Origin of the sequence: Chthoniobacter sp., from assembly GCF_040003245.1 — a bacterium.
Lineage (GTDB): Bacteria > Verrucomicrobiota > Verrucomicrobiia > Chthoniobacterales > Chthoniobacteraceae > Chthoniobacter.
Genome location: NZ_JBDUCX010000010.1, coordinates 24,536 through 45,368, shown reverse-complemented (window position 1 = coordinate 45,368; position 20,833 = coordinate 24,536). Strand labels below are relative to the sequence as shown.

The window sequence follows — 20,833 nt, the reverse complement described above, 5'->3', positions numbered from 1 at the left end:
GAGCAAAAGTTTCTTCATGGCAAATTCAAACGGCAACGGTTTCCAACGGACGGGCGCAGCGCGCGACCCGATGGCTGATTTCCGAAAGCAGTTCCTCCCGGGCACACGCACCTTTCTGCAGGATGCGACTGACCTGACCATCGAGCAGTGCGCGATCCTCGGCGGCGATGTCCTTGGCGGTCATGACGAGGATGGGAATGTCGTGCCACTCGGCATGGGCGCGGACTTCCTTGGTAAATTGGAAGCCATCCATCTCCGGCATCATCAGGTCGAGCAGGATGAGGGCGGGCCGAATGGTGGCCAGCTTCTTCAACGCTTCGACGCCGTTGGTCGCCTCGACCACGACAAACTCTTCCTTTTCGAGCGACGCCCGCAGCATTTCCCGGGTGACCTCGTCGTCCTCCACCACGAGCACGGTGGGCTTGTCCTGCCGGTTGCAATACTTGCGCAAGGTCGCCACGAAATCGCTGCGGTCGATCGGCTTGAGCATGTAATCGTCCACACCGAGCGAGAAACCCATCTCGCGGTTGTTCACCATGGTCAGCATGACGACGGGGATATCCGAAAGTTCGGGGTCACCCTTGAGCCGGGTGAGCACGGACCAGCCGTCCATCGTGGGCATCATGACATCGAGGACGATCATCGCGGGGCGAAGCTTGCGCGCCAATTCCAGGCCCTCCGGGCCGTTCTGGGCGCCGATGACCGCGATGCCTTCCTTTTGGAGAAAGCGCCGCACGAGATCGTGGACGGTCGGGTCGTCGTCGATCAACAAAACTTGCGGCTGGCCTGCCACCACGTCGATCGTGTCCGGCGGCGCGTTGAGCGCATCGCTCGGCGCCGCCGTTTCTTCCGTGCTGCTCGACGGCAGGACCGCCGGCACGCGCAAAGTGAAAACCGAACCTTGTCCCAGGGCGCTTTTGACGGCCACGTCGCCGCCAATCAAACGGCTGAACTCGCGGGTGATCGCGAGGCCCAGTCCGGTACCCCCAAACTTCCGCGTCGTGGACGCATCGGCTTGCGTGAAGGCCTCGAAAACTTTCTGCGTCTGTTCCGGCGTCATGCCCACCCCGGTATCGCGGACGTGAAAGACGAGCCAGTCCCGGCCGCCATCGGTCACGCGTTCGGCCTCGAGCCGGACCTTGCCTTCCCTGGTGAACTTGCCCGCATTGCCGAGAAGGTTGAAAAGGCTCTGCCGCACCTTGGTCACGTCGGTGTGCATGGTGCCGAGGTTGGGCGACGCCACGATCTCGAAATAATTGCTGTTTTTTTCCACCACCGGCGCCACGGTCGCCGACACTTCCTCGATCATCTTCGCCACCTCGAAGGTCTCGGCGTGCAGATCCATCTTGCCGGCCTCGATCTTGGCGATGTCGAGCACGCCGTTGATCAGCGCCAGCAGGTGCTTGCCGGCGGATTCGATCTTCGAAAGGTCACGAATGAAGCTCTTCAGCTCGAGGTCCTCGGCCTCTTCGCGCATGAGTTCGCTGTAGCCGATGATCGCATTGAGCGGCGTGCGCAGCTCGTGGCTCATGTTCGCCAGGAACTGGCTCTTCGACCGGCTCGCTTCCTCCGCCGATTCCTTGGCGCGGCGCAACTCTGCCTCCGCCCGCTTGCGCGCTGTGATGTCCTCGACCGTCCCCTCGTAGTAAAGCACCGTTCCGTCTTCTCCGCGGATCACGCGGACGTTTTCCGAGATCCAGATCACGGTGCCATCCTTGCGGTAGATCTGCGACTCAAAGCCCCACACGGAGTCATTCTCATTCATCAGCCGGATGAACTCCGGGCGCCGCCCGACATCCACGTAAAGTTGCCGTGCAATCTCCTGCACGTTCCCCTTCAGTTCATCCGTCGACTCGTAGCCGTAAATGTGGGCGAGCGCGGGGTTGGCCAGCAGATACTGCCCGTCGGGAGTAGTCTGAAAGATGCCTTCAATGGCGTGTTCAACGATGCTCCGGTACGTGGCGTCAGTCACACACTCGGATTCATGGGATGTAGCTGTTGCGTGCACAGGTATTTGGATAGGGCTCCCCCGGCTGGTGGCCGGAGATTTGTCAATCATGCGAAAGCAGGATCGCTGCCATTGGGTTTCTCCCGCGTGTTCCCACGGCTCCCATCGGGCTTTTCGTCGTACCTAAGTCACCAGCAGAGGATAATTTACGTGGGATTGCTGAAGTGGCGATTTTTTTACACCTCACCCTCTGCGGGAGCCGTGGAACCACGGGTGCGTCGCAGACTTGACTTGCCGCCCGGCATCTTCGCCAATGGCACCTATGAAATTCCTCCTCCCTGCCGCCCTCGCGGCGCTCCTTACAGTGACCGGCGCGATGGCCGGTTCTTTCCCCGATGATCTCAAGATTGGTGGCTTCGTAGTCGGCTGCCAGGCCTGGACCTTCAACCGTTTCACGGTCATGGAAGCGATCGACAAGACCGCCGAAACGGGGGCCAAGGTCATCGAATTCTTCCCCGGCCAGAAACTCTCGCCCGACCAGGCGGACATCCAGTTCAGCCACGAGCCAGCCCGCGGCGCCGATCGCAAGAAGCCTTCGGAAAAGCTGGACGGCGATGCCGCCAAGGCCGTGTGGGAAAAGGTGAAAGCCAAGCTCGCGGAAAAAGGCATCACCCCGGTGGCCTACGGCGTGGTGGGCATCCCGAAGGATGAAGCCGGTGCGCGCAAGATCTTCGAGTTCGCCAAGTATTTCGGCATCCGCGTCATCAATACGGAATCCGTGGACGCCATCGACATCTTCGAGCCACTGGTCAAGGAATACGACATCAAGGTCGGCTTCCACGATCACCCGAAGCGCCCCGATCACCCGGAATACAAGATGTGGGACCCCGAATACATCCTGTCCGTGGTGAAAGACCGCGACCCGCGCATCGGCTCCTGCGCCGATACCGGCCACTGGGTGCGCAGCGGATTGAAGCCCGTCGATTGCCTCCGCATTCTCAAGGGCCACATCGTTTCGAGCCACCTCAAGGATCTCAACGTCCCGCTGCCCAGCGGCCATGACGTGCCTTGGGGCCAGGGAGTGAGCGATGTCCCCGGCATCCTCGAGGAGTACAAGGCGCAGGGCTTCGTCGGTCCGATCTCCGTGGAATACGAATACCACCAGGAGGACAACCTCGCCGAAGCCAAGGAGTGCATCGATTACATCCGCACCCAAGGCGCGAAGAAGTAAGCGCCGTCGAATAACTTCAAATCAACCCACGGCGGGCGTCGCGAGGCGCCCGCCGTTTTGCTGGCCGGGATTATTTTGCGGGCAAAACGTCTTCCGGCAGCGGCTGGCCTTTGGTTTCCGGCAGGAAGATCAACACGACGAGACCGAGGAGGAAGACCGCACTCATGTAGCTGGCGGCGTTGCGAAAAGCGTCGATCCGCGCGTCCGGAGTCGTCGCCCCAGCCTTGAGCGCCGCCTGAAGTTTGCCAATGGTGATCGGTCCGCTGGCCGCGATGAAGCGGCCGACATTGTAGCAAAAGCTCGTGCCCGTGCTGCGCAGCCGGGTCGGGAACAGTTCCGGTAAATAGATCGCAAATCCCGCGAAGAGCGAAAGCTGGCAGGCGCCCATGATCGGGCTCATCCAAAAGACGTGGGTCCAGCTATTGAAGAACTGGAAATAGCCGATCGTCGCGACCATGGCGGCAATGAAGGCAATGACAAAAGCCGGCTTGCGGCCGTGGCTCTGCGCGATCTTGGCCATGAACAGCATACCGCAGAATGCCCCGAGGTTTTGGAAGATGGAGTTCCAGCCGATCCACCGGGCTTTGGCCGCGGCGATGTTGTCAGCGGAGATATGCATTTCGCGCAGCGAACGCTCGATCACCGGACCCACTAATTCCGGGGCAAAAAAGCCGATGCCCCACAAGCCGATGACCCCGACCACGCAGAGCAACATGCCGAAGATCGCATTGTGACGCCACCGCGCCTCACCGAAGAGCGACGCATAGGAACCAAACGCCACGCCAGTGCGGCGGCCTTCCGCCCGCGCGAGCACCCATTTCTCCGGTTCCTTCATGCGCAACTGCACCAGCACGCAGAGAAAGGCCGGCGCCGCACCGATGAGGAACATCGCTTTCCACGACCAGGCGGCGGAAACCGTCTTCCCGGCGATGAGGCTGCCCATCCAGATGCTGATGAGACCCGCCGTCACATTGCCAATCGCGGACAGCGCCTGAAACGCTCCCAGCGCGCCGACTCGCGAGCGGTCGGGCAACGTATCCGCGATCAACGCCACGGCCAACCCGACCACGCCACCGACTCCCAGGCCGGTGATAAAGCGGTAAATCGCAAAATCCAGCCAGCCCGTGGATAGCGCCGAAAGTCCGGTAAAAACGGAATACATGAGCACGGTGATGGTCAGCGTGCGCGCCCGCCCGATCCGGTCGCCAACCGCGCCGAAGATCAAGCCGCCGGTGGCCCACCCGGCGATGAAGATCGCCGTGGCGTAGCCGCCGTAGACATTCGTGTCCGTGCCCGGAGGCAGCAGATTCGTCATGGCGGAATTGCGGGCGAGGATGAAGATCTGCTGATCGAGGCAGTCAAAAACCCACGCCATGCTGGCCATGATGAAGACAAACCAGTGGTAGCCGGTGAGGTTCTTCCACCAAGGGAGATTCGGGGTATCGGAGGGGGCGTGCATGGGAGGTCGAGGCTGAAGGCGAAGGCCGGTGCGGCCAAGTAAAAAACCCGGCGGCACCGGGTTTGTTGGGCATTCCTGCCGCTCAGCGATTCTGCGACTCTGCGCTGAGGATAAAGCGCGCGATCTGCGAGGCAGCGTCGGGCCGGCTCAGGCGCGTGATGTTCTGCTCCCACACGCGCCACTCCGCGGCGCCATCGGCGAAAAGTTGCTCGATCTTCCGGGCCAGCGCGTCCGGCGTCGGACACAATGCACCGCATTTGTTTTGGAAAAGCAGTTCCGCGTTGCCTTCCTCCTGGCCGGGCACGACCTGCGTCATGAGCATGGGCGTGCACGCGGCGGTGCACTCCTGCACCGTCGCGCCGCCGGCCTTGCCGATCAGGACGTGGTGCGTCATCAACAATTCAGGCATCTGCTTGGTCCAGCCATGGATCTCCACCGGGCGCCCGGCGCGCGCGGCAGCTTCCTCCACGCGGGCGCGCAGTTCTTCATCACGCCCCACCGTCACGGTGAGATGCAACGGATCGACCCGGAGCAGTCGCTCGACGATGCTGGGCGCCTGCTCCTTGCCGGCATTGATCATGTAAAGCACCCGGGGTGGCGGGCAATCCGGCCGCGCGGGCCGATCCCGGGCAAAGCGCGGTGGCACTGGAAAGCCGAGGACACGGACCCGCTTTTCCGGCACACCGACCCGCATCATGACCGCGGCCGTTTCGTCATTCGGCACCAAAAACGTGTCGCTCCAGCAGCGATGCCAGATGCTGTTGATGGTGATGGAATCGGTCACGATGGTGTGGAAAGCAAAGGGCCGCGACGCAGGATCGGGGTAAAGCCTCTCCACCAGGTAGCCGTAACTCGGATACACCGAGACGACGGCCGACGGCTTCTTTTCCGCAATCATCGCCGCGAGTGCCCGCCTCATCTTGCCGAGGAAGGGCATGGAAAGCGCACCGACCGGCACCTTATCGATCAACGCATAGGCGGCCGCCCAGATTTTGGGCGCACGGTTGATGAGGTCGATATAGCCGCGTCGCGTTTTTTCATAGAAGGCGCCGCCCGTCAGCGCAAAGAGGTCCACAATCTCTGCCTCGGCACCCGCCTCGATCAGCGCAGCATGGAGCCCGCGGGCGGCGGCATTGTGTCCCTCGCCGTAGCCGGCGGTCAGAAGCAGAACTTTCGACATCCGCGGAGTGGAAGGCGATGGCGGGAGGTATGGCAAGTGACAATCGTGCGACAGCACAGCCACAGCACCCTCTTGCAGCGAATCTTCCGTGCTCTGGCACTTTCTCATTTGCGCCCCTCGACATCGGCAGATAACAGCTTTATTATCCCTCACCTCCCACTTTTCCACCCATGAAAAAATCCGCTGCTTTCACGCTCATCGAACTGCTCGTCGTCATCGCCATCATCGCGATTCTTGCCGGAATCGCGCTGCCCGTTTTTCAGAAGGTCCTGGAAAAGGCCCACGCCACCAATGACGCCAGCAACATGCGCCAGATCGGGATCGGCACGGTAGCCTACCTGAATGACAATAATGATACCATTTTCTCGACCACGACCACATTGCAGGACACCGGCGGCAATGCGCTGATGGCCCCGGGGTTGCTGGTCGTCCAATACGTGCCGAACCCAAAGGTTTTCCATTCTCCTTTTGACAAGCGGGCGGACAAAACGACGGGGGCCCCCATCATGAGCTATGGAGTGAATACCAATATCATCAATCGCCCCGCTCAACCTGGTCCCACTGATTTTGACGGCAATTGGACGAAACTTACGGCCGCCTCGCAATTGGTTTACATGGCGCCGAACGTCGATGTCGCCAAGGTGAATGATGTGACTTTTCTCCCCGTGGACGCGAGCGCGGCCGTCGCGATTCCCGTTCCCAGTCCGGCGGTCAGTCGCGCGGACTATCGTGGCACCCACAATAACCGGGGACAGATCAATGCCCTCTATGCAGATGGTCACGTGGCTTCGGTCCAATACAAGGCCTTCACCGCCGCGACCACGGACGACGACAAGAAGGGCTGGAAGCCGATCTACAACCCGTAATCCCGATTCACGCGGGCTGCCGCCTTACAGCCCCTGAAGTGAAAAGAGGCTCGCCCGGAAAGCCTTGGCCAGCGGCGTATAGTCGGCATTTCGCGCGGTCACCTGAAAGATGATTTGCTCCTTGTCGTAAGGAAGAAACAAGATGTTCGAGGTGAAATGCTGGCCGAAGAGGACGTAGGTCAGGGTCACTTCCACCATGGATCGCTGCGCAATGCGCATGCTGCAAATCGCGGCATCCACTACCGTCACCTTGGAGGCCTCCCTCGGCAGCAGCCCGACTGCGACATCACTGTAGGCCTTGACGTTCTCCTCAGTGGCGGGGACTACGGCCGCGATGGGATCCGTCTGCATCACCGCTCCTGCCTGAACGGTGTCCGGAGGCGTCAACGAGAGCTTCCTTCCTCCGCCGCTCAAGGTCCATCCACCAGGCGGTGAATAGGTGATTTTTCGCGACCCATTTTGAAACGCGACATCCGGCACCCTGGTCGCTTCCGCCAGGTAAAAGGAGTCCTTCGGGGTAAAATCAACCTCCCCGAAGACGCGTGGAGCGACGCAAATGAACGCCGCGGCGAAGACTATTGAACGTACCATCTCGCTTTGCTGTAGGTGACGATGAGCAAGGTGCCGGGAGGCGGCTGCGTATAGAAGAGCGTGTCGAAATTCCAGTTTCGGTTCGGCGGACCGTAAACATTGGCGTTGCCCCAGTAGCCGGTGTTCTGCTGGCTCTTGAATAACTCCACCATGGAGCCGTAGTAGGTGAATGTCTTGCTGCCCCAATCCTCCAGGAACCGCGGGAAGTTCTCCGCGCCGCCGCTGTAGCTGTTCGCGCCCGAGCTCGCCGTCCCTGTCGGCACAATCCCGGAAACGATCGCGGCATTGACGGTCGTCGGCGAGGCGATTCGCCCGCTGAGGCTGCCGCTGGAACTCGCATCCGTCCACGCATTCGAGAGGATGTTCACAGCGTCGCCCAAGACCGCGCAGGGCTGCTCTAGATAGCCGGAAACGATGTTGCTGCCCGTGCCGTTGTTGGCCGTGTTGGTGGGGGTTTCCGCCGTCACCGTGCCAGAGCCGTTGACCGTGCGTCCCGTGTTATAGTCGCCTTGAATATAAACCGGGTTCATGCTGACCACCGTCAGGCCGCCGGCGGGCATCTTGGCGCCATTCTTCAAACGCACGCCGCGCTTGACGGTCGAACTTCCGCTCGTGTCCGCCACATAGACGACCCCTTTAAAGCCAGTGCCGACGAGCGCGCCCGCCCCCGTCAGGGCCGCCGTGACCTTGCTCATATCCAGCGTCACAATTCGCATCGTGGCGGCCTCTCGATTATCCTGTAGGGAATCGTTCGTTTTCAGAGCGCTGGTGAAGGTGTTATAGAGAGCCAGATTGGTCCCCGTGCTCGAGCTATTCAGTGTAGTGCCCGCGTTGTTGGTCATTGTCACGGTATTGCTCGCGTCCACCAGGATGCGAATATCGGCCTGGTTGTAGTAACGCGCATTGGCGATCGGATCCGGCGTCCCACTGGTCGGCGGTTCGATCAACTCGTGATAGCCGGAATTATTGGAGGTGCTATTGGTGAAAACCTGAGTCGGATCCATGCCGAATGGCAGCTGAATCTGGCCGCGCGCCGGCGGCAAATTGCTGGGATAATTGGGCGAAGCCGGCGTTTCCGAGTGATCGTTGTCGCCGGGGGCGAAGGCAATGCCCCAATCATTGCCGTAGTCCACCTTGCTGGCGAAAGTGAGCGTGTTGTGCGCCGTGTACAAGCTGCCGTTCGTATGCACCCAACCGGCAATCGTTTGGGTCGCGCCCGGATGAATCTCCAGCAGATCGTTGTAGAAAATAGCGTATTCCCAAGGCGATTTCAGCTCCTTGGTGAAGACGCGCCGCATTTTCATGGTCAGCATGCGACTGGCAAAAGCGGGGATCGTCACGTCGGCCGAAGCAAGATAGTAGGCGGTGTTGGTGCCTGTTTGCATACCTGTGCCGACTGGCGGCGTCGTCGTGCTCGAGGCGAGTGCATTCATCTGCGGATCCACCGCCTGCACTACATAGTTGGCAATCGTGTACGGCGTGCCGGTGCCGGGATTCGCCCCTCGATTGGCGGTAAAGCCCGAGATGGTTGGGAACAATGTCGACGTGGGCAACGGGATGGCGGCGAAGTCCGCCGTCGGCCTCAGCGTATTCGGCGATTCCTTGCAGAGCTCGCGCCAGTAAGCGAAGGCGTAGTCCAGCGCACCGTCGCCCACCTCGGTGGCCCGGCGCTGGGCGTTGCTCGCCACCACGTTGCGGCTCACGGTGGCGGTGTAATTCAGCGACGCGATCACGCAGGCGGATAGCATGGACAGCATGGCCAGGACGGCCAGCATGGTAGAAGCGGAGTTTTTCTTCATCGGATTCAACAGTTACTGGTAGATACAGAGCCGTGCCCGGTAGGGCTCCATCGCGTTAAGAAACATGTTCGCCGCCTTGAAGTGCCGGTTGCTCGTGGACGTATCGGCGGTGGACAAATTGATCGCCGCCACGAAGCGGTTGTACGGTGCACCCAGCGGGGTCACCGGAATACTGAATGGAATGGCCGCTGTCAGGTCATTAGCCATGACCTTGTAGGTATTGTTATTCTTGCGTCCGTAATAAAGCAGCTGACTTCCATTGACGACATAGGTCACGCGGTCAGTGATAAAGCAAACGACATTCACGTCCTGCACAGGCACTCCGAGCTTCGTATAGACCGCGACCGGAAGATTACTGGCCAGAGTCAGGCTGCGGTCCGTGGAACCCGCCCCCACGGCCGAAATGTCGAGTTCGATTTGATGGGTGGGAATGATAAGCCTCTGACCAACCGAGGGAAGGTAGCCATTCACCCGCACCGAAACCTGGCTTTGCCCGGTGGGATATCCTGTAGTGCTCGGCGTGATCTGGAATGGCCCGGCGGCGAAAAGTTGAAAGGTGATCCCGGCGGCTGGACCATTACCGGCAATCGGGGTCTTCGTTGCGTCGGTGAGTTGGGGAATGGAAATGGCGGAGTGCAAATCCTGCTCCATTTGCAGCACGGCTACACGCGCCTCCTGGTGAGCAATATTGATCGCCGTATTCTTGGCGAAGAGAACCATCCCCGTGTTGAGGATATAGTAGAGAATCGGACCGGTGACACCGATGATCGCCGTGCAGATCATCAGTTCGATGAGCGTGTAGGCGCGCTGGCCGAGAAGATGTCGAGTGGTGTGTTTCATGTATCAGCGCAGCGCATCGTGCACATCGAGACGTTGTATTGGCGGCCTTTGTAGAAATAGGAAACGGTCACCGTGGCCCGATAGACGTAAAGGGTATTGCCATTCAGCGCCGAACTGGTGTCCGTCACCACCGTCGTCATCCACCCCAGCACTTTTGCACCGCTGCTGGGATCCGTGTACACGGCCACTGTGGGGGCGCTACTGGTCCCTGTGGAGGTGGTGCCGGGTGTCAACTCCGGCGGAACCTGACTGTACTGGGGATTGAACGGGGCGTCGGAAAGGATCAGGTCGATTTGGTTTTGCGCGACCGTGCTGGCCCCGGTCTGGAGGCGGCAGAGCGCCGCGTTCGTATTCATCCGGATCATCGCGCCGATGGCGGCGGCAGCGGTGATCCCAAACAAGCCGATCGCCACCGTCACTTCCACGATGGTAAACGCAGCGGCATGGAAACGGCGGGAAGATTTCATCTTTGAAAAGTGGGCGCTCAGAGAACGGGTTCTTTCCAGTTCCTATAATCATTGCTTGTGCCGTGAACCGCAAAAGGGTGCATCTATCAGGGTTTTCCCTCTGGCGTTATACAATGTAACGGTCGCCGATGTCCCGTTTTTCTCAGATCAGAGACGACTGATTTGAGAATTGAGAATTTCAGGAGTCGTTCGGGAGATCAACGAACTGACACGGTTTATCAACCGATCTGCCCAGTTGTCGCTGATACTCCAGACGGGGGATTTCAGTCGCGCCAAACGTGACCAAGTGCGGGGTCAGCCATTGCGTATCGAGCAGGGTAAAGTTCCTATGCCGGAGGCGCTCAACCAGTGCGTGCAAGGCTACTTTCGAGGCATCGGTCACCTCATGAAACATCGACTCGCCAAAGAATGCGCCCCCAATGGCCACCCCGTACAGCCCTCCAGCCAGTTTCCCATCCAGCCAGGCTTCCACGGAATGCGCATGGCCCTCGAGGTGCAGATTCACGTAGCTCGCCACGATCACGTCGCTGATCCAGGTTTCCTCCCGCAGCGCACAAGCCTGCATCACCGCTTCAAACGCGGTATTGATCCGAATCTCGAAGCGGCCCCTTTTCAACGCCCGCTTCAATCCATGGGGAACGTGAAAGGTGTCCAGCGGGATGATCGCCCGCGGATCGGGTGAAAACCACGCAATTTCGCCATTCTCCATCGCCATCGGGAAGACCGCGTGGCGGTAGGCGTGGAGCAGCAATTCGACCGGGATCATGCGGGGGCGGTTTATGCCGTACGCCGTCGCTGGACGCAATCCCACGTCTGGTCTTATACTTTCCCTTTCCTTTTTACCCCGCCACCCGCTATCAAACCCCTGCATGAGAGCCATTCTTGCTTTGATTTTCCTCACTGGTGCCTGCCTCGCCCTGGCTGGCTGCGAGAGCGAATTGCCGCCGACCCAAAATAACGGCGTCAATAAACTCGAACGCGGTATTTCCGGACAAGGCGCGCTGACGCAGCCCGACAAGTCCGACGATCCGATCATCAAGGAAAATACGCGCGCCGGGTATTAGCATGGCCGAGCCCGCCGTCTCTCGTATCGTCATCCTCGACTTCGGTTCGCAGTACACTCAGGTCATCGCCCGGCGGATCCGGGAGTGCCAGGTCTTCTCGCAAATCCTCCGCTTCGACGCGTCCGCCAAGGAAATTGCCGCCCTCCAACCCGACGGGCTGATCCTCAGCGGCGGGCCCGCGAGTGTATATGGAAAGGACGCCCCGCACCCCGACAAGGGCATCTTTGACCTTGGCGTGCCTATTCTCGGCATCTGCTATGGCGTGCAACTCATGGCTCACCACCTCGGTGGCAAGGTCGAGCACAGCACCCGCCGCGAGTATGGCCCCGGGCTGCTGCGCCTCACCCGCAGTTCCTCGCCGCTCTTCCACAACCTCCCCAAAGTCCTCGATATCTGGAACAGCCACGGGGACAAAATCACCAAGATGCCCCGTGGCTTCCAAGCCATCGGCAAGACGGACAACTCGCCCTACGCCGTGATCGAACAGCCGAAGAAGAAATTCTACGGCCTGCAATTTCACCCCGAAGTCGTCCACACCCCGCGCGGCAAGGACATCCTCGCCAATTTCGTTTACCAGATTTGCGGCTGCAAAATGGATTGGACGATGGGCTCTTTCATCGACCAGACATGCGAGGAAGTGCGTCGTCAGGTGGGCTCTGATCATGTGATCCTCGGCCTCTCCGGCGGAGTCGATTCCAGCGTCGCTGCGGCCCTGCTCCACAAGGCGATCGGCGATCAACTCACCTGCGTCTTCGTCAACAACGGCCTGCTGCGCTCGAACGAAGCCGAGACTGTGCAGCGTGTCTTCGGCGACAATTTCCATGTGAAGCTGAAATACGTCGATGCCTCCACTCGCTTTCTAAAAAGGCTCAAGGGCGTCACCGATCCCGAGGGCAAGCGGAAGATTATCGGCAACGAATTCGTGCGGGTCTTCGAGGATGCGACGAAGTCGCTCACCCGCGGGAAGAAATCCAAGTTCAAGTTCCTCGCGCAGGGCACGCTCTACCCCGATGTGATCGAGAGCGTCGCCATCGGCGGCAATCCCGCGGCGCTCATCAAGTCGCACCACAACGTCGGCGGCCTGCCGAAGAACATGAAGTTCAAGCTCGTCGAGCCGCTGCGCCAGCTCTTCAAGGACGAGGTCCGCGAAGTCGGTGCGCAACTCGGCCTGCCCAAGGAAATCGTCCAGCGCCAGCCCTTCCCCGGGCCCGGCCTCGCGGTGCGCATCCTCGGCGATATCACGCGCGAACGCCTCCGCATCCTGCGCGAAGCGGATGCCATCGTCGTCGCCGAGATGAAGGCCAGCGACTGGTACTATCGCGTCTGGCAGAGCTTCGCGGTGCTGCTGCCGGTGCGCAGCGTGGGCGTGATGGGCGACGAGCGCACTTACGCGCAGACCATTGCCGTGCGCATCGTCGAGAGCCAGGACGGCATGACGGCCGACTGGGTGAAACTGCCCTACGAATTGCTGGCCAAGATCTCGACCCGTATCAGCAACGAAGTCAAAGGCGTGAACCGCGTTTGCTACGACATCAGCAGCAAACCGCCAGCGACGATTGAGTGGGAATAATTTTGCAGAAAACTCTCATCGACGCCGGCCCCGCCTGAGCAGCGTCTCGAATTCCGCCGCCGCGGGTGAGGTCGCATGTCCCCGGCGCGCAATGACTAACAACTGACGCTCGACCTTGGGGCCACTGAGCCGAACCAGTGCGCAAGCCGGCCTGGCCCGTTGCGCCGCCAGTTCCGGCAAAAGAGCCAGTCCGAGCCCCGCCGCCACCAGCGCCCGGACAGTTTCCAACTCCCCGCTCTCACAAGCCAGCCGCGGCTCGAACCCCGCCGCCCGGCACGCGGCCAGCGCACTATCCCGCGCCCGGCCCTTGAAGAAGACGAACGGCTCCTCCGCCAAGGAAGCGAGACCGATCCGGCGCCGCCGGGCGATGGGGTGATTGGCAGACGCGACGATGACGAACGGCTCCGTCAAGAGGGCCCGTTCGGTGAAGGGTCCGGCGGGCGTGGGATGCTGGATGATGCCCATCTCGACGCGACCGGCCTCCACGCCTTCCGCCACCGACTCGGATGTGCCCTCGACAATGACCAGTTCCACCTGCGGGTGACGCTGGCGAAAAGCGGTCACCGCCGCCGGCAGAAGACCGGCGCTGACCGATGGGATGGCGCCGATGACCAGCTTGCCCCCGCACAAGCCGACCAATTCCTGCACTGCGTGGCGCGCCGCCGCCGCACGGTCGAGCAGCCCCTCGGCATGCCCGCGCAGCGTCTCCCCTGCGGCGGTGAGTGTGCTCTCGCGACGGCCGCGTTGGAAGAGGGGCGTCCCCAGTTCGTCCTCCAGTTTGCGAATTTGTTCGCTCAAGGCCGCCTGGGCGAGATGCAGCCGCGCCGCAGCGCGGGTGAAGTTTCGCTGGCGGGCGACTTCGAGGAAGTATCGGAGCTGGTAGAGTTCCATCGGAAAAACCTTTCGTATTGATCGGAAAGCACTGTTTTACCAATGGCTCACCGGAAGATTCAATGCTGCTCTGATGACTTCGCCCGCCCTCCGGCTCACCCGCCTCCCCACCCTCAAGTCCCCTGCCGATTTCCGCGCCTACTGCACCACGCTGGGTATCGATATCCCGTGTGACGATGCACTGACGACTACCGATTCACCGATCGGCCGACCCGCGGAAGTCGCCATCAACGACAAGCGCCCGGGCAACCGCATCGTCATCCACCCGATGGAAGGCTGGGACGGCACGACCAGCGGCGGCGTGACCGACGAGATGCGGCGGCGCTGGCATCGCTTCGGCGAGAGCGGGGCGAAGATGATCTGCGGCGCCGAGGCCATGGCCGTGCGGCCCGACGGTCGCGCCAATCCCAACCAGCTCATCCTCATCGAGCAAAACAAGGCCGGCATCGCCGAGTTGCTCGGCATCTTGAAAGCCGCCCACCAGGAACTCTACGGCACCGTCGATGATCTCGTGATCGGTTTCCAGCTCACCCACTCCGGACGCTTCTGCCGCCCGCACGACAAGCGCTGGGAATCGCGCATCGCCTTTCGCCACCCGATCCTCGATCGCAAGTTCAACGTCACCAGTGATGATCAGGTCTTCACGGATGCGCAGATCGAAGAACTGATCCGCGATTATATCCGGGCCGCGCGCCTCGCTTGGGAGATCGGCGCGGATTTCGTCGATCTCAAGCACTGCCACGGCTACCTGCTCCACGAATTCCTCGGCGCCCATACGCGACCGGGAAAATACGGCGGCAGCTTCGAAAACCGCACTCGCATCCTACGGGAGATTGTCGCCGGTATCCGCGCCGAAGGGAATCCCATCGACTTCGGTGTCCGCCTGAGCTGCTTCGACAAAGTGCCGCACCGCCCCGATCCCGAGCTCTCGCAGCCGGGCAAGCTCGGCCCCGGCATCCCCGAGGATTTCTCCGCGTGCCTCCCCTACCGCTACGGCTTTGGCGTCAACGCCGAGGATCCCACGCAAATCGACCTCGCCGAGACCTTCGCCTTCGTCGCCCTGTGCGGTGAGCTCGGCATCAAGGTGCTCAACACCTCCGCCGGCTCGCCCTACTACACGCCGCATTTGCAGCGCCCCGCAGCGTTCCCGCCGAGCGATGGCTACCAACCCGCCTACGACCCGCTGATCGACGTCGAACGGCAGATACAAGCCGTACGCCAGATCAAGGCCCGGGCGCCGCGCGATCTCTACATCATCGGCTCCGGATACACCTATTTGCAGGAGTACCTGCCGAATGTGGCGCAGGCTATCGTCCGCGAAGGCTGGGCCGACGCGATCGGTCTCGGGCGCGCCGTGCTCTCCTATCCCGCCATGCTGACGGATGCGATTGTCGGCAAAGTAATGGAGAAGAAATTCATCTGCCGCACCTTCAGCGAGTGCACCACCGCCCCGCGCAATGGCTTGATCAGCGGCTGCTATCCGCTGGATAAATACTACACGCAGAAGCCCGAGTTCCAGAAGCTCAAGGAAATCAAAAAGTCGATCGGCGGATAAATCGCCTCCCTCCCATGCCTCCCAAAACGATCCCCCTCCTCCTCGCGCTGCTCAGCACCGCGCTCCCGCTCCGCGCCGAAACCCCGGAAGATCCCCTCGCCCCGTGGCGCAGCGGCGTCACGATCAAGCCGGTCGCTCCCGATCAGCAGCGCCACTCCATCCACACCTACTTCAATCTCTCCCCGGAAAGCCCCGATGGGAAATGGGTGCTCTTCTACACCTCCACGGCGGTCGATGGGCAGCACGGCGAAGTGCGCATCCGCAATCGCGCCAGCGGCGAAGAACGCGTGCTGGTGGAGAATCTCGACGTGGAAGACGCGCATCGCGCGGCCTGCCAGCAATGGATCTGCAAGGGCAAAAGCATCGCTTATCACGGCGAGCGCAATGGCGAGTGGTTTGTCGGTGTAACCGATCTCGACACCGGCAAGGAGCGCATACACATCCCGGGTCGGCTCTCCTGCTGGGGACAGCCGAACGGCGACCTCGTGCCGCTCTATGGCCCGCACTGGAATCCGGGCCCGCATCGCGACCTGGAGTTGCTCAACGCCGCCACCGGCGAAATCCAGACCGTGCTGACTGCCGACGCCGCGCGCGCCGCGTATCCCGATTGGTTTGCGAAGCAATACGGCGACCAGCCCGTCTCGATCTTCTTCCCGATCTTGAGCCCGGATGCCTCCAAGGTCTTCTTCAAGCTGGCCAGCAACGGCCACACCAACGGCAATCCGCGCAGCAAGGGCGCGAGCGCGCGCGAAGGGCTCATTTGCTACAACATTGCCGAAAAGCGCTTTCTCTTCCTGCGCTCCAGTTGGGGCCATCCGGCGTGGTGTCCCGATGGCACCACGATCGTCAACACCGCGTTCACCCTCATCGACAGCAACACTGGCAAGGAGAACCGCGTCCCCGGTCTGCCCGTCTGCCGCGGCGATCATCCTTCCGCCAGCCCCGACGGCAAGCTGCTCATCACCGACTCCACGATGGACAAGTTTGAGGGCAAAGCCACGGACTGGGGCATCTTCGTCGCCGATGCGCGCGGCAACAGTCACGTCGTCATCGATCAATTCGACAACTCGCACGGCGCCCGCTCGTGGCGCGTCTCGCATCCGCACCCGGTCTTCAGCCCGGATGGAAAGCGCATCTATTTCAACGTCAGCAGCGGCCAGTGGACCCAGCTCTACGTCGCCGAACGCCAGTAAGGAATTTCATGCACGATCTCATCTCCCACCCACGCGATCTCACGCCCCAAACCACCTGGCAGCAAACGAAATGGGCCTGGGTGGGCGAGGAGGAACTCGTCGATCACACGACCAAAGCCCGTCTCTGCGCCGCCGCCCTGCTGCCTTTCCGCGACGGGCAGCCCGACTGGGCCGGCTTCACCGCGAGCATTCGCTGGATGCAAACGGCGGCGGACCATTACGGCGTCGAGCTCGTCACCGTCCTGAATGCCGACACCGGCTACATCTTCGATCTCGACGATGCGCTCTATGCCGAGGTGTTGCGCCGTTTTCGCGCGGAGTTTCCGCGGGCCAAGTTCATCGCCGGTGTGACCGCGCGCGGCGCGGAGGATGACACCACTTTCAAAGCCGAGCGTTACCGCCCGCTGATCGACATCGTTCAGCAGCACGAGAACTGCGAAGTGATGCTGATGACTTCACGCGGGCTCAATGCGCTCGCCCCCGAACCCCGGCGCGACGCCTATTTCCAGATCGCGGAGTGGCTTATTCGGCCAGGCATCGTCCACGCCCTGGAGCCGGCGTTCGTTCCCTGGGCGACGCCGTATGAGCCGTGGCTGCTCTGGCAACTCGCACAGCATCCGAAATTCGTCGGCGGAAAGATCTCCACGCTCGATGAACCGCATTTTCTTTACTGGGCCGCAATGTGCCGGGACCTCGGCCTCGATTTCGCCCCGCACAGCGGGGATGACTTCGGCATCGCCACGGCGATCAAGCTCGGGCTGCCCTTGCTCATCGGCGCGGCGGTCAGCGGGGCGCCGCTGATCTGTGCGGCCAAAGACATGTGGCTGCTCGATGGTGTTGCGGGGAAGAAGTTCCCGACTGGCACGGGGCGCTTCGACACGCGCGTCTACAAGCTCTTCGAGGCCTTTCAATCGCTAGAAGACCAGGTCTTCCGCCTCGACGCGCGCATGAGTGCTTCGGCTTACAAGCACAGCACCGCGCACGTGTTGCACGCGCTGGGCTTGATCGCTTCACCCGAGGCGCATCCTGCCTGCAAAGACTTGCGCGGCGATGATGAAGCCGTCCGCATGGAAGATGCGCTCCGACGTCCGCGGCGCGTGGCGGACAAGCTGGGTATCCCCGGGTTTCGCTAAGTAATCGTCTATAGCTCCCATCACGGTGTCATCCTGAGCGAAGTCGAAAGCCGAGTCCGCGAGACGCCTATGGGACGGCGGGGCAAACCCCGTCGAATAACCAGCGATCATCGTTCGTCGAGCCACGGGGTCCTTCGACTGCGTTACACTCCGCTCAGGATGACACCGGGGTGGATGTCTTCCTCTACCCGCGCGGTGCAGCCGAACTTGAGCCCGGCATCCCACCGGCGCGCTGCTTGCGGAACGTCGCCAGCGCCATGAGCGGGAAGTTGTTCCGATACATGTCGTAGCGCAGGTAGAAGACGCGCGGGAATCCCGTGCCGGTGACCTCGGGTTCGATCCAACTGCCATCGGCCGTTTGTGTGCCGAGCAGGTACTCGACGCCGAGGCGGATGGATTTGCGATCGAGGGCGGCGGGTTCGGTGGGATCGGCGGCGGCGATCAGTCCCATCAGAGCCCACGCGGTTTGCGAGGCGGTGCTGGGGCCTTTGCCCTTGAGCGTCGGATCATCGTAGCTGGCGCAAGTCTCGCCCCAGCCGCCGTCCTCGTTCTGACAGCTTTCGAGCCAGTCGCGCGCGCGGACGATCCACTGCTGGCGCATGTCTTCGCCGATGGCGCGCAGCCCGCGGAGCACCTGCCACGTGCCGTAGATATAATTGACGCCCCAGCGGCCGTACCACGAGCCGTCGTCCTCCTGCGTCTCGCGCAGAAACTTCAGCGCGCGCCGGACGATGATGCTTTCGCGGTCGTAACGGATGTAGCCGAGCAACTCCAGCACGCGACCGGTGAGATCGCTACAGGTGGGATCGAGAATGGCGTTGTGATCGGCGAAAGGCACGTCCTCGAGCCAGCCTTGCATGACGTCCTTGTCAAAGGCCGCCCAACCGCCGTCCTTGCACTGGAAGCTCAGCAGCCAGAGCAGCGCGCGGTCGAACATCTCGTTCATCTCCTTGGGCGCCGTCTTCTCGCGCACCCCGGCCCGGGCCAGCGCGGCCAGCACCATCATCGTGTCGTCGGTGTCCGGATAATAGACGTTGTTGAACTCGAATGCCCAGCCGCTCGGCGGCACGTGGTGATTCTTCACGCTCCAGTCGCCCGGCGTGCGCACTTCCTTGGACGCCAGCCAGGCCACGGCCTGCTTGATCCGCGGATCTTGAGGATCGATCTCACTCTCGAGCATCGCCACCAGACTGATCGCGGTGTCCCACACCGGCGAGAGACACGGCTGGATGCGGAAATCCTGCGGATCGTCGACGAAGAGCCCGGCGAAATCCTGTTTCGCTTTCACATAGAGCGGGTGCTCACGCGAATAGCGCAAGGTCCGCAAGGTGATGAGCGAATTGAGCATTGCGGGGAAAATCGCCGCGAGGCCGTCGCTCCCCTCGCCCATGCGCTTGGTCATCCAGGCTTCCGCCCGCGCCAGAGCCACGCGTTTCCAAGGCTTCCACGGCAGACTGTGCAGCACCTTGATCAAGCGGTCGCAGATGAGGAAGAAATTCGGCCACGAGAGCGTGGGCTTTTGCCAGCCGAGACCCAAGTCGCTCTCCTCGGACCCGATGGGATACAACTCGTGCAACTGCTGGTCGCAGGGCAGATGCTTGGTGGGCTTGTAGTGATTGAGAATCGCCAGCGGCATGAGCATGGCGCGGCTCCACGAAGACACCTCGTAGACGTCGAAGAAAAACCAGCGCGGCATGAGCATGATCTCCACCGGCACGGTGGGCAGATACTGCCAGGGAAATTGCCCGAGCAACGCGAGATACAGCTTCGCGTAGGTGTTCATCTTCGGGATGCCGCCGAGGCGCAAAATGCATGCGCGGGCCTCCTGCATCCAGGGCTGCGTCGGCGCGTGCCCCGCGAGCTTTAGGGCGAAGTAGGCCTTCACCGTGGCGTTTACGTCGCTCGGGCCGCCTTCGTAGATGTTCCAGCCGCCGTCCTCGAGCTGGCGGCGGCGGATATGGGCGACGCATTTCTCCTCGATGACCGGGTCGATTTCATCGGCCCAGTGCATGAACAGGACGTAATCGGAACAGAGCGTACTATCGACGAAGAGTTCGCCACACCAGTAGCCCTCGGGATGTTGCAAACGCAGCAGGTTCTGCTGCGCCCGGCGGATCGTCACATCCAGTTTATTCTGTGTCGAACCCGTCGGGGTATCGGTAAATATCACGGGCGCAGTCTGTCCTGATTGGGCGTGGGAAGGCAAATGCGGAATTTCGACGGCGGCAGGGAAATTTTCCCTCTTACAGATAGATGCGGATCATCTGCCGCCAGTAGCGGAAACGATGCGCTTGGCCACACCAGAAGTGCAGTTCATGCCCGACCTTCTTTTTGGCTAGGGCTCCACAGAGTTCAACATTGTTTTCGTAAAACGGATCTTCATCACCGACGACGAAGGTAAAGCGCACCCGGCGGATGGCCTTGAGCCGCCAGCGATCGGTCAGCGGAGGAACAAAGTGGCTCGGCACAATCTCGCGGACGGCCTCGCTATAGAACCCGTGAAAGAGCGAGTGATAGTGTGAAGTGTGGAGCGTGAGATCGTAGCGCCCACTGAAGGCCAGCGCGCGCTGGAAGTGCTGCGGGTGCCGCAGGGCCATGGTCACCGCGTGGTAAGCGCCCAGACTGCATCCGTGGGCAATGAGCGGTGTCTTGGGATTCACTTTCGCCGAAAACGGCAGCACCTCCTCGATGATATAGCGTTCGTACTGCAGATGCCGCTCGACGCGTTCCTCGGGCGTCTTTTCAAAGCAGTAGAGGCTCTCCTCATCGAGACCATCCACGCAAAAGAGCTGAATCTGGCCCGCCTCGAGCCGATGCCGGAGCGAGTGAATCATCCCCCGGTCTTCGTACTCGAAAAAGCGCGCCTTGCGCGACGGGAAGACGAGCAACCGCGGGCCACCGGTCCCGAAGACCAGCAACTCCATCTCGCGCCCGAGGGCCGGGCTGTGCCATTTATGGTATTCGCGGTTCATGGGAAGCGGCGGTGCAGTACGTCGGAATTGCGCGGACGGTAAAGGCAAATCCCCTCTGGACACGGGGTGTATCC

At 61.4% G+C, this 20,833-nt stretch carries 18 protein-coding genes; 7 read left to right on the top strand and 11 right to left on the bottom strand.

The window, feature by feature from the left end; translation table 11 throughout:
* Positions 1-25: 25 nt before the first annotated feature.
* The gene (locus tag ABJF10_RS02585) at positions 26-1,972 is read right to left on the bottom strand and encodes a response regulator (RefSeq protein WP_348542953.1); all 1,947 of its coding nucleotides are present in this window, start codon (positions 1,970-1,972) and stop codon (positions 26-28) included.
* A 298-nt stretch (positions 1,973-2,270) separates the two neighbouring features.
* Between ABJF10_RS02585 and ABJF10_RS02580 the strand changes: the two genes are divergently transcribed.
* Positions 2,271-3,179 carry a sugar phosphate isomerase/epimerase gene (locus ABJF10_RS02580; RefSeq protein ID WP_348542952.1) on the top strand — a complete coding sequence of 303 codons (909 nt, stop codon included), beginning with the start codon at positions 2,271-2,273 and terminating at the stop codon, positions 3,177-3,179.
* A gap of 70 nt (positions 3,180-3,249) precedes the next feature.
* Here the strand turns inward: ABJF10_RS02580 and ABJF10_RS02575 are convergent, their stop codons facing one another.
* Together ABJF10_RS02575 and ABJF10_RS02570 are read right to left on the bottom strand one after the other, a co-directional pair.
* Positions 3,250-4,638: an MFS transporter gene (locus tag ABJF10_RS02575; protein WP_348542951.1), complete on the bottom strand. Its 1,389-nt coding sequence runs from the start codon at positions 4,636-4,638 to the stop codon at positions 3,250-3,252.
* A gap of 82 nt (positions 4,639-4,720) precedes the next feature.
* The gene (locus ABJF10_RS02570) at positions 4,721-5,818 is read right to left on the bottom strand and encodes a galactosyldiacylglycerol synthase (RefSeq protein ID WP_348542950.1); all 1,098 of its coding nucleotides are present in this window, start codon (positions 5,816-5,818) and stop codon (positions 4,721-4,723) included.
* A 170-nt stretch (positions 5,819-5,988) separates the two neighbouring features.
* Here ABJF10_RS02570 and ABJF10_RS02565 point away from each other — a divergent pair, with 170 nt between their 5' ends.
* On the top strand, positions 5,989-6,684 hold the full coding sequence (locus ABJF10_RS02565) for a prepilin-type N-terminal cleavage/methylation domain-containing protein (RefSeq protein ID WP_348542949.1): 696 nt from the start codon (positions 5,989-5,991) through the stop codon (positions 6,682-6,684).
* 24 nt (positions 6,685-6,708) lie between these two features.
* On the opposite strand, the gene ABJF10_RS02560 is transcribed toward ABJF10_RS02565, so the two are convergent.
* The 5 genes from ABJF10_RS02560 to aat form a co-directional block, all read right to left on the bottom strand.
* Positions 6,709-7,275 carry a hypothetical protein gene (locus ABJF10_RS02560; protein ID WP_348542948.1) on the bottom strand — a complete coding sequence of 189 codons (567 nt, stop codon included), beginning with the start codon at positions 7,273-7,275 and terminating at the stop codon, positions 6,709-6,711.
* Positions 7,260-9,074, bottom strand: coding sequence for a hypothetical protein (locus ABJF10_RS02555; RefSeq protein ID WP_348542947.1), 1,815 nt, complete (start codon positions 9,072-9,074; stop codon positions 7,260-7,262). Before ABJF10_RS02555 ends, ABJF10_RS02560 begins: the two co-directional genes overlap by 16 nt.
* A 12-nt stretch (positions 9,075-9,086) precedes the next feature.
* Positions 9,087-9,914, bottom strand: coding sequence for a prepilin-type N-terminal cleavage/methylation domain-containing protein (locus ABJF10_RS02550; protein WP_348542946.1), 828 nt, complete (start codon positions 9,912-9,914; stop codon positions 9,087-9,089).
* Positions 9,911-10,381 carry a hypothetical protein gene (locus tag ABJF10_RS02545; RefSeq protein ID WP_348542945.1) on the bottom strand — a complete coding sequence of 157 codons (471 nt, stop codon included), beginning with the start codon at positions 10,379-10,381 and terminating at the stop codon, positions 9,911-9,913. The genes ABJF10_RS02550 and ABJF10_RS02545 overlap by 4 nt, the downstream gene beginning before the upstream one ends.
* A 178-nt stretch (positions 10,382-10,559) precedes the next feature.
* Positions 10,560-11,147 carry a leucyl/phenylalanyl-tRNA--protein transferase gene (gene aat / locus ABJF10_RS02540; protein ID WP_348542944.1) on the bottom strand — a complete coding sequence of 196 codons (588 nt, stop codon included), beginning with the start codon at positions 11,145-11,147 and terminating at the stop codon, positions 10,560-10,562.
* Positions 11,148-11,250: 103 nt separating this feature from the next.
* On the opposite strand from aat, the gene ABJF10_RS02535 reads away from it, so the two are divergent.
* Together ABJF10_RS02535 and guaA are read left to right on the top strand one after the other, a co-directional pair.
* The gene (locus tag ABJF10_RS02535) at positions 11,251-11,445 is read left to right on the top strand and encodes a hypothetical protein (protein ID WP_348542943.1); all 195 of its coding nucleotides are present in this window, start codon (positions 11,251-11,253) and stop codon (positions 11,443-11,445) included.
* Between the two features lies 1 nt (position 11,446).
* A complete protein-coding gene (guaA, locus tag ABJF10_RS02530; protein WP_348542942.1) occupies positions 11,447-13,015 on the top strand; it encodes a glutamine-hydrolyzing GMP synthase in 1,569 nt (522 codons plus the stop codon).
* Positions 13,016-13,030: 15 nt separating this feature from the next.
* Here guaA and ABJF10_RS02525 read toward each other — a convergent pair whose 3' ends face one another.
* Positions 13,031-13,906, bottom strand: a complete 876-nt coding sequence (locus tag ABJF10_RS02525) for a LysR family transcriptional regulator (RefSeq protein WP_348542941.1) — start codon at positions 13,904-13,906, stop codon at positions 13,031-13,033.
* 73 nt (positions 13,907-13,979) lie between these two features.
* On the opposite strand from ABJF10_RS02525, the gene ABJF10_RS02520 reads away from it, so the two are divergent.
* From ABJF10_RS02520 to ABJF10_RS02510, 3 genes are read left to right on the top strand one after another with little or no spacing between them, the layout of a single operon-like run.
* Entirely contained in the window at positions 13,980-15,461 is a 1,482-nt protein-coding gene (locus ABJF10_RS02520) for an NADH:flavin oxidoreductase (RefSeq protein WP_348542940.1), read from the top strand.
* 14 nt (positions 15,462-15,475) lie between these two features.
* The gene (locus tag ABJF10_RS02515) at positions 15,476-16,654 is read left to right on the top strand and encodes a hypothetical protein (protein WP_348542939.1); all 1,179 of its coding nucleotides are present in this window, start codon (positions 15,476-15,478) and stop codon (positions 16,652-16,654) included.
* A gap of 8 nt (positions 16,655-16,662) precedes the next feature.
* Positions 16,663-17,787, top strand: coding sequence for a hypothetical protein (locus ABJF10_RS02510; protein ID WP_348542938.1), 1,125 nt, complete (start codon positions 16,663-16,665; stop codon positions 17,785-17,787).
* Between the two features lie 184 nt (positions 17,788-17,971).
* Here the strand turns inward: ABJF10_RS02510 and shc are convergent, their stop codons facing one another.
* Positions 17,972-19,957, bottom strand: a complete 1,986-nt coding sequence (shc, locus tag ABJF10_RS02505) for a squalene--hopene cyclase (protein WP_348542937.1) — start codon at positions 19,955-19,957, stop codon at positions 17,972-17,974.
* Positions 19,958-20,030: 73 nt separating this feature from the next.
* Entirely contained in the window at positions 20,031-20,759 is a 729-nt protein-coding gene (locus ABJF10_RS02500; protein WP_348542936.1) for an alpha/beta hydrolase-fold protein, read from the bottom strand.
* Between the last annotated feature and the right edge of the window lie 74 nt (positions 20,760-20,833).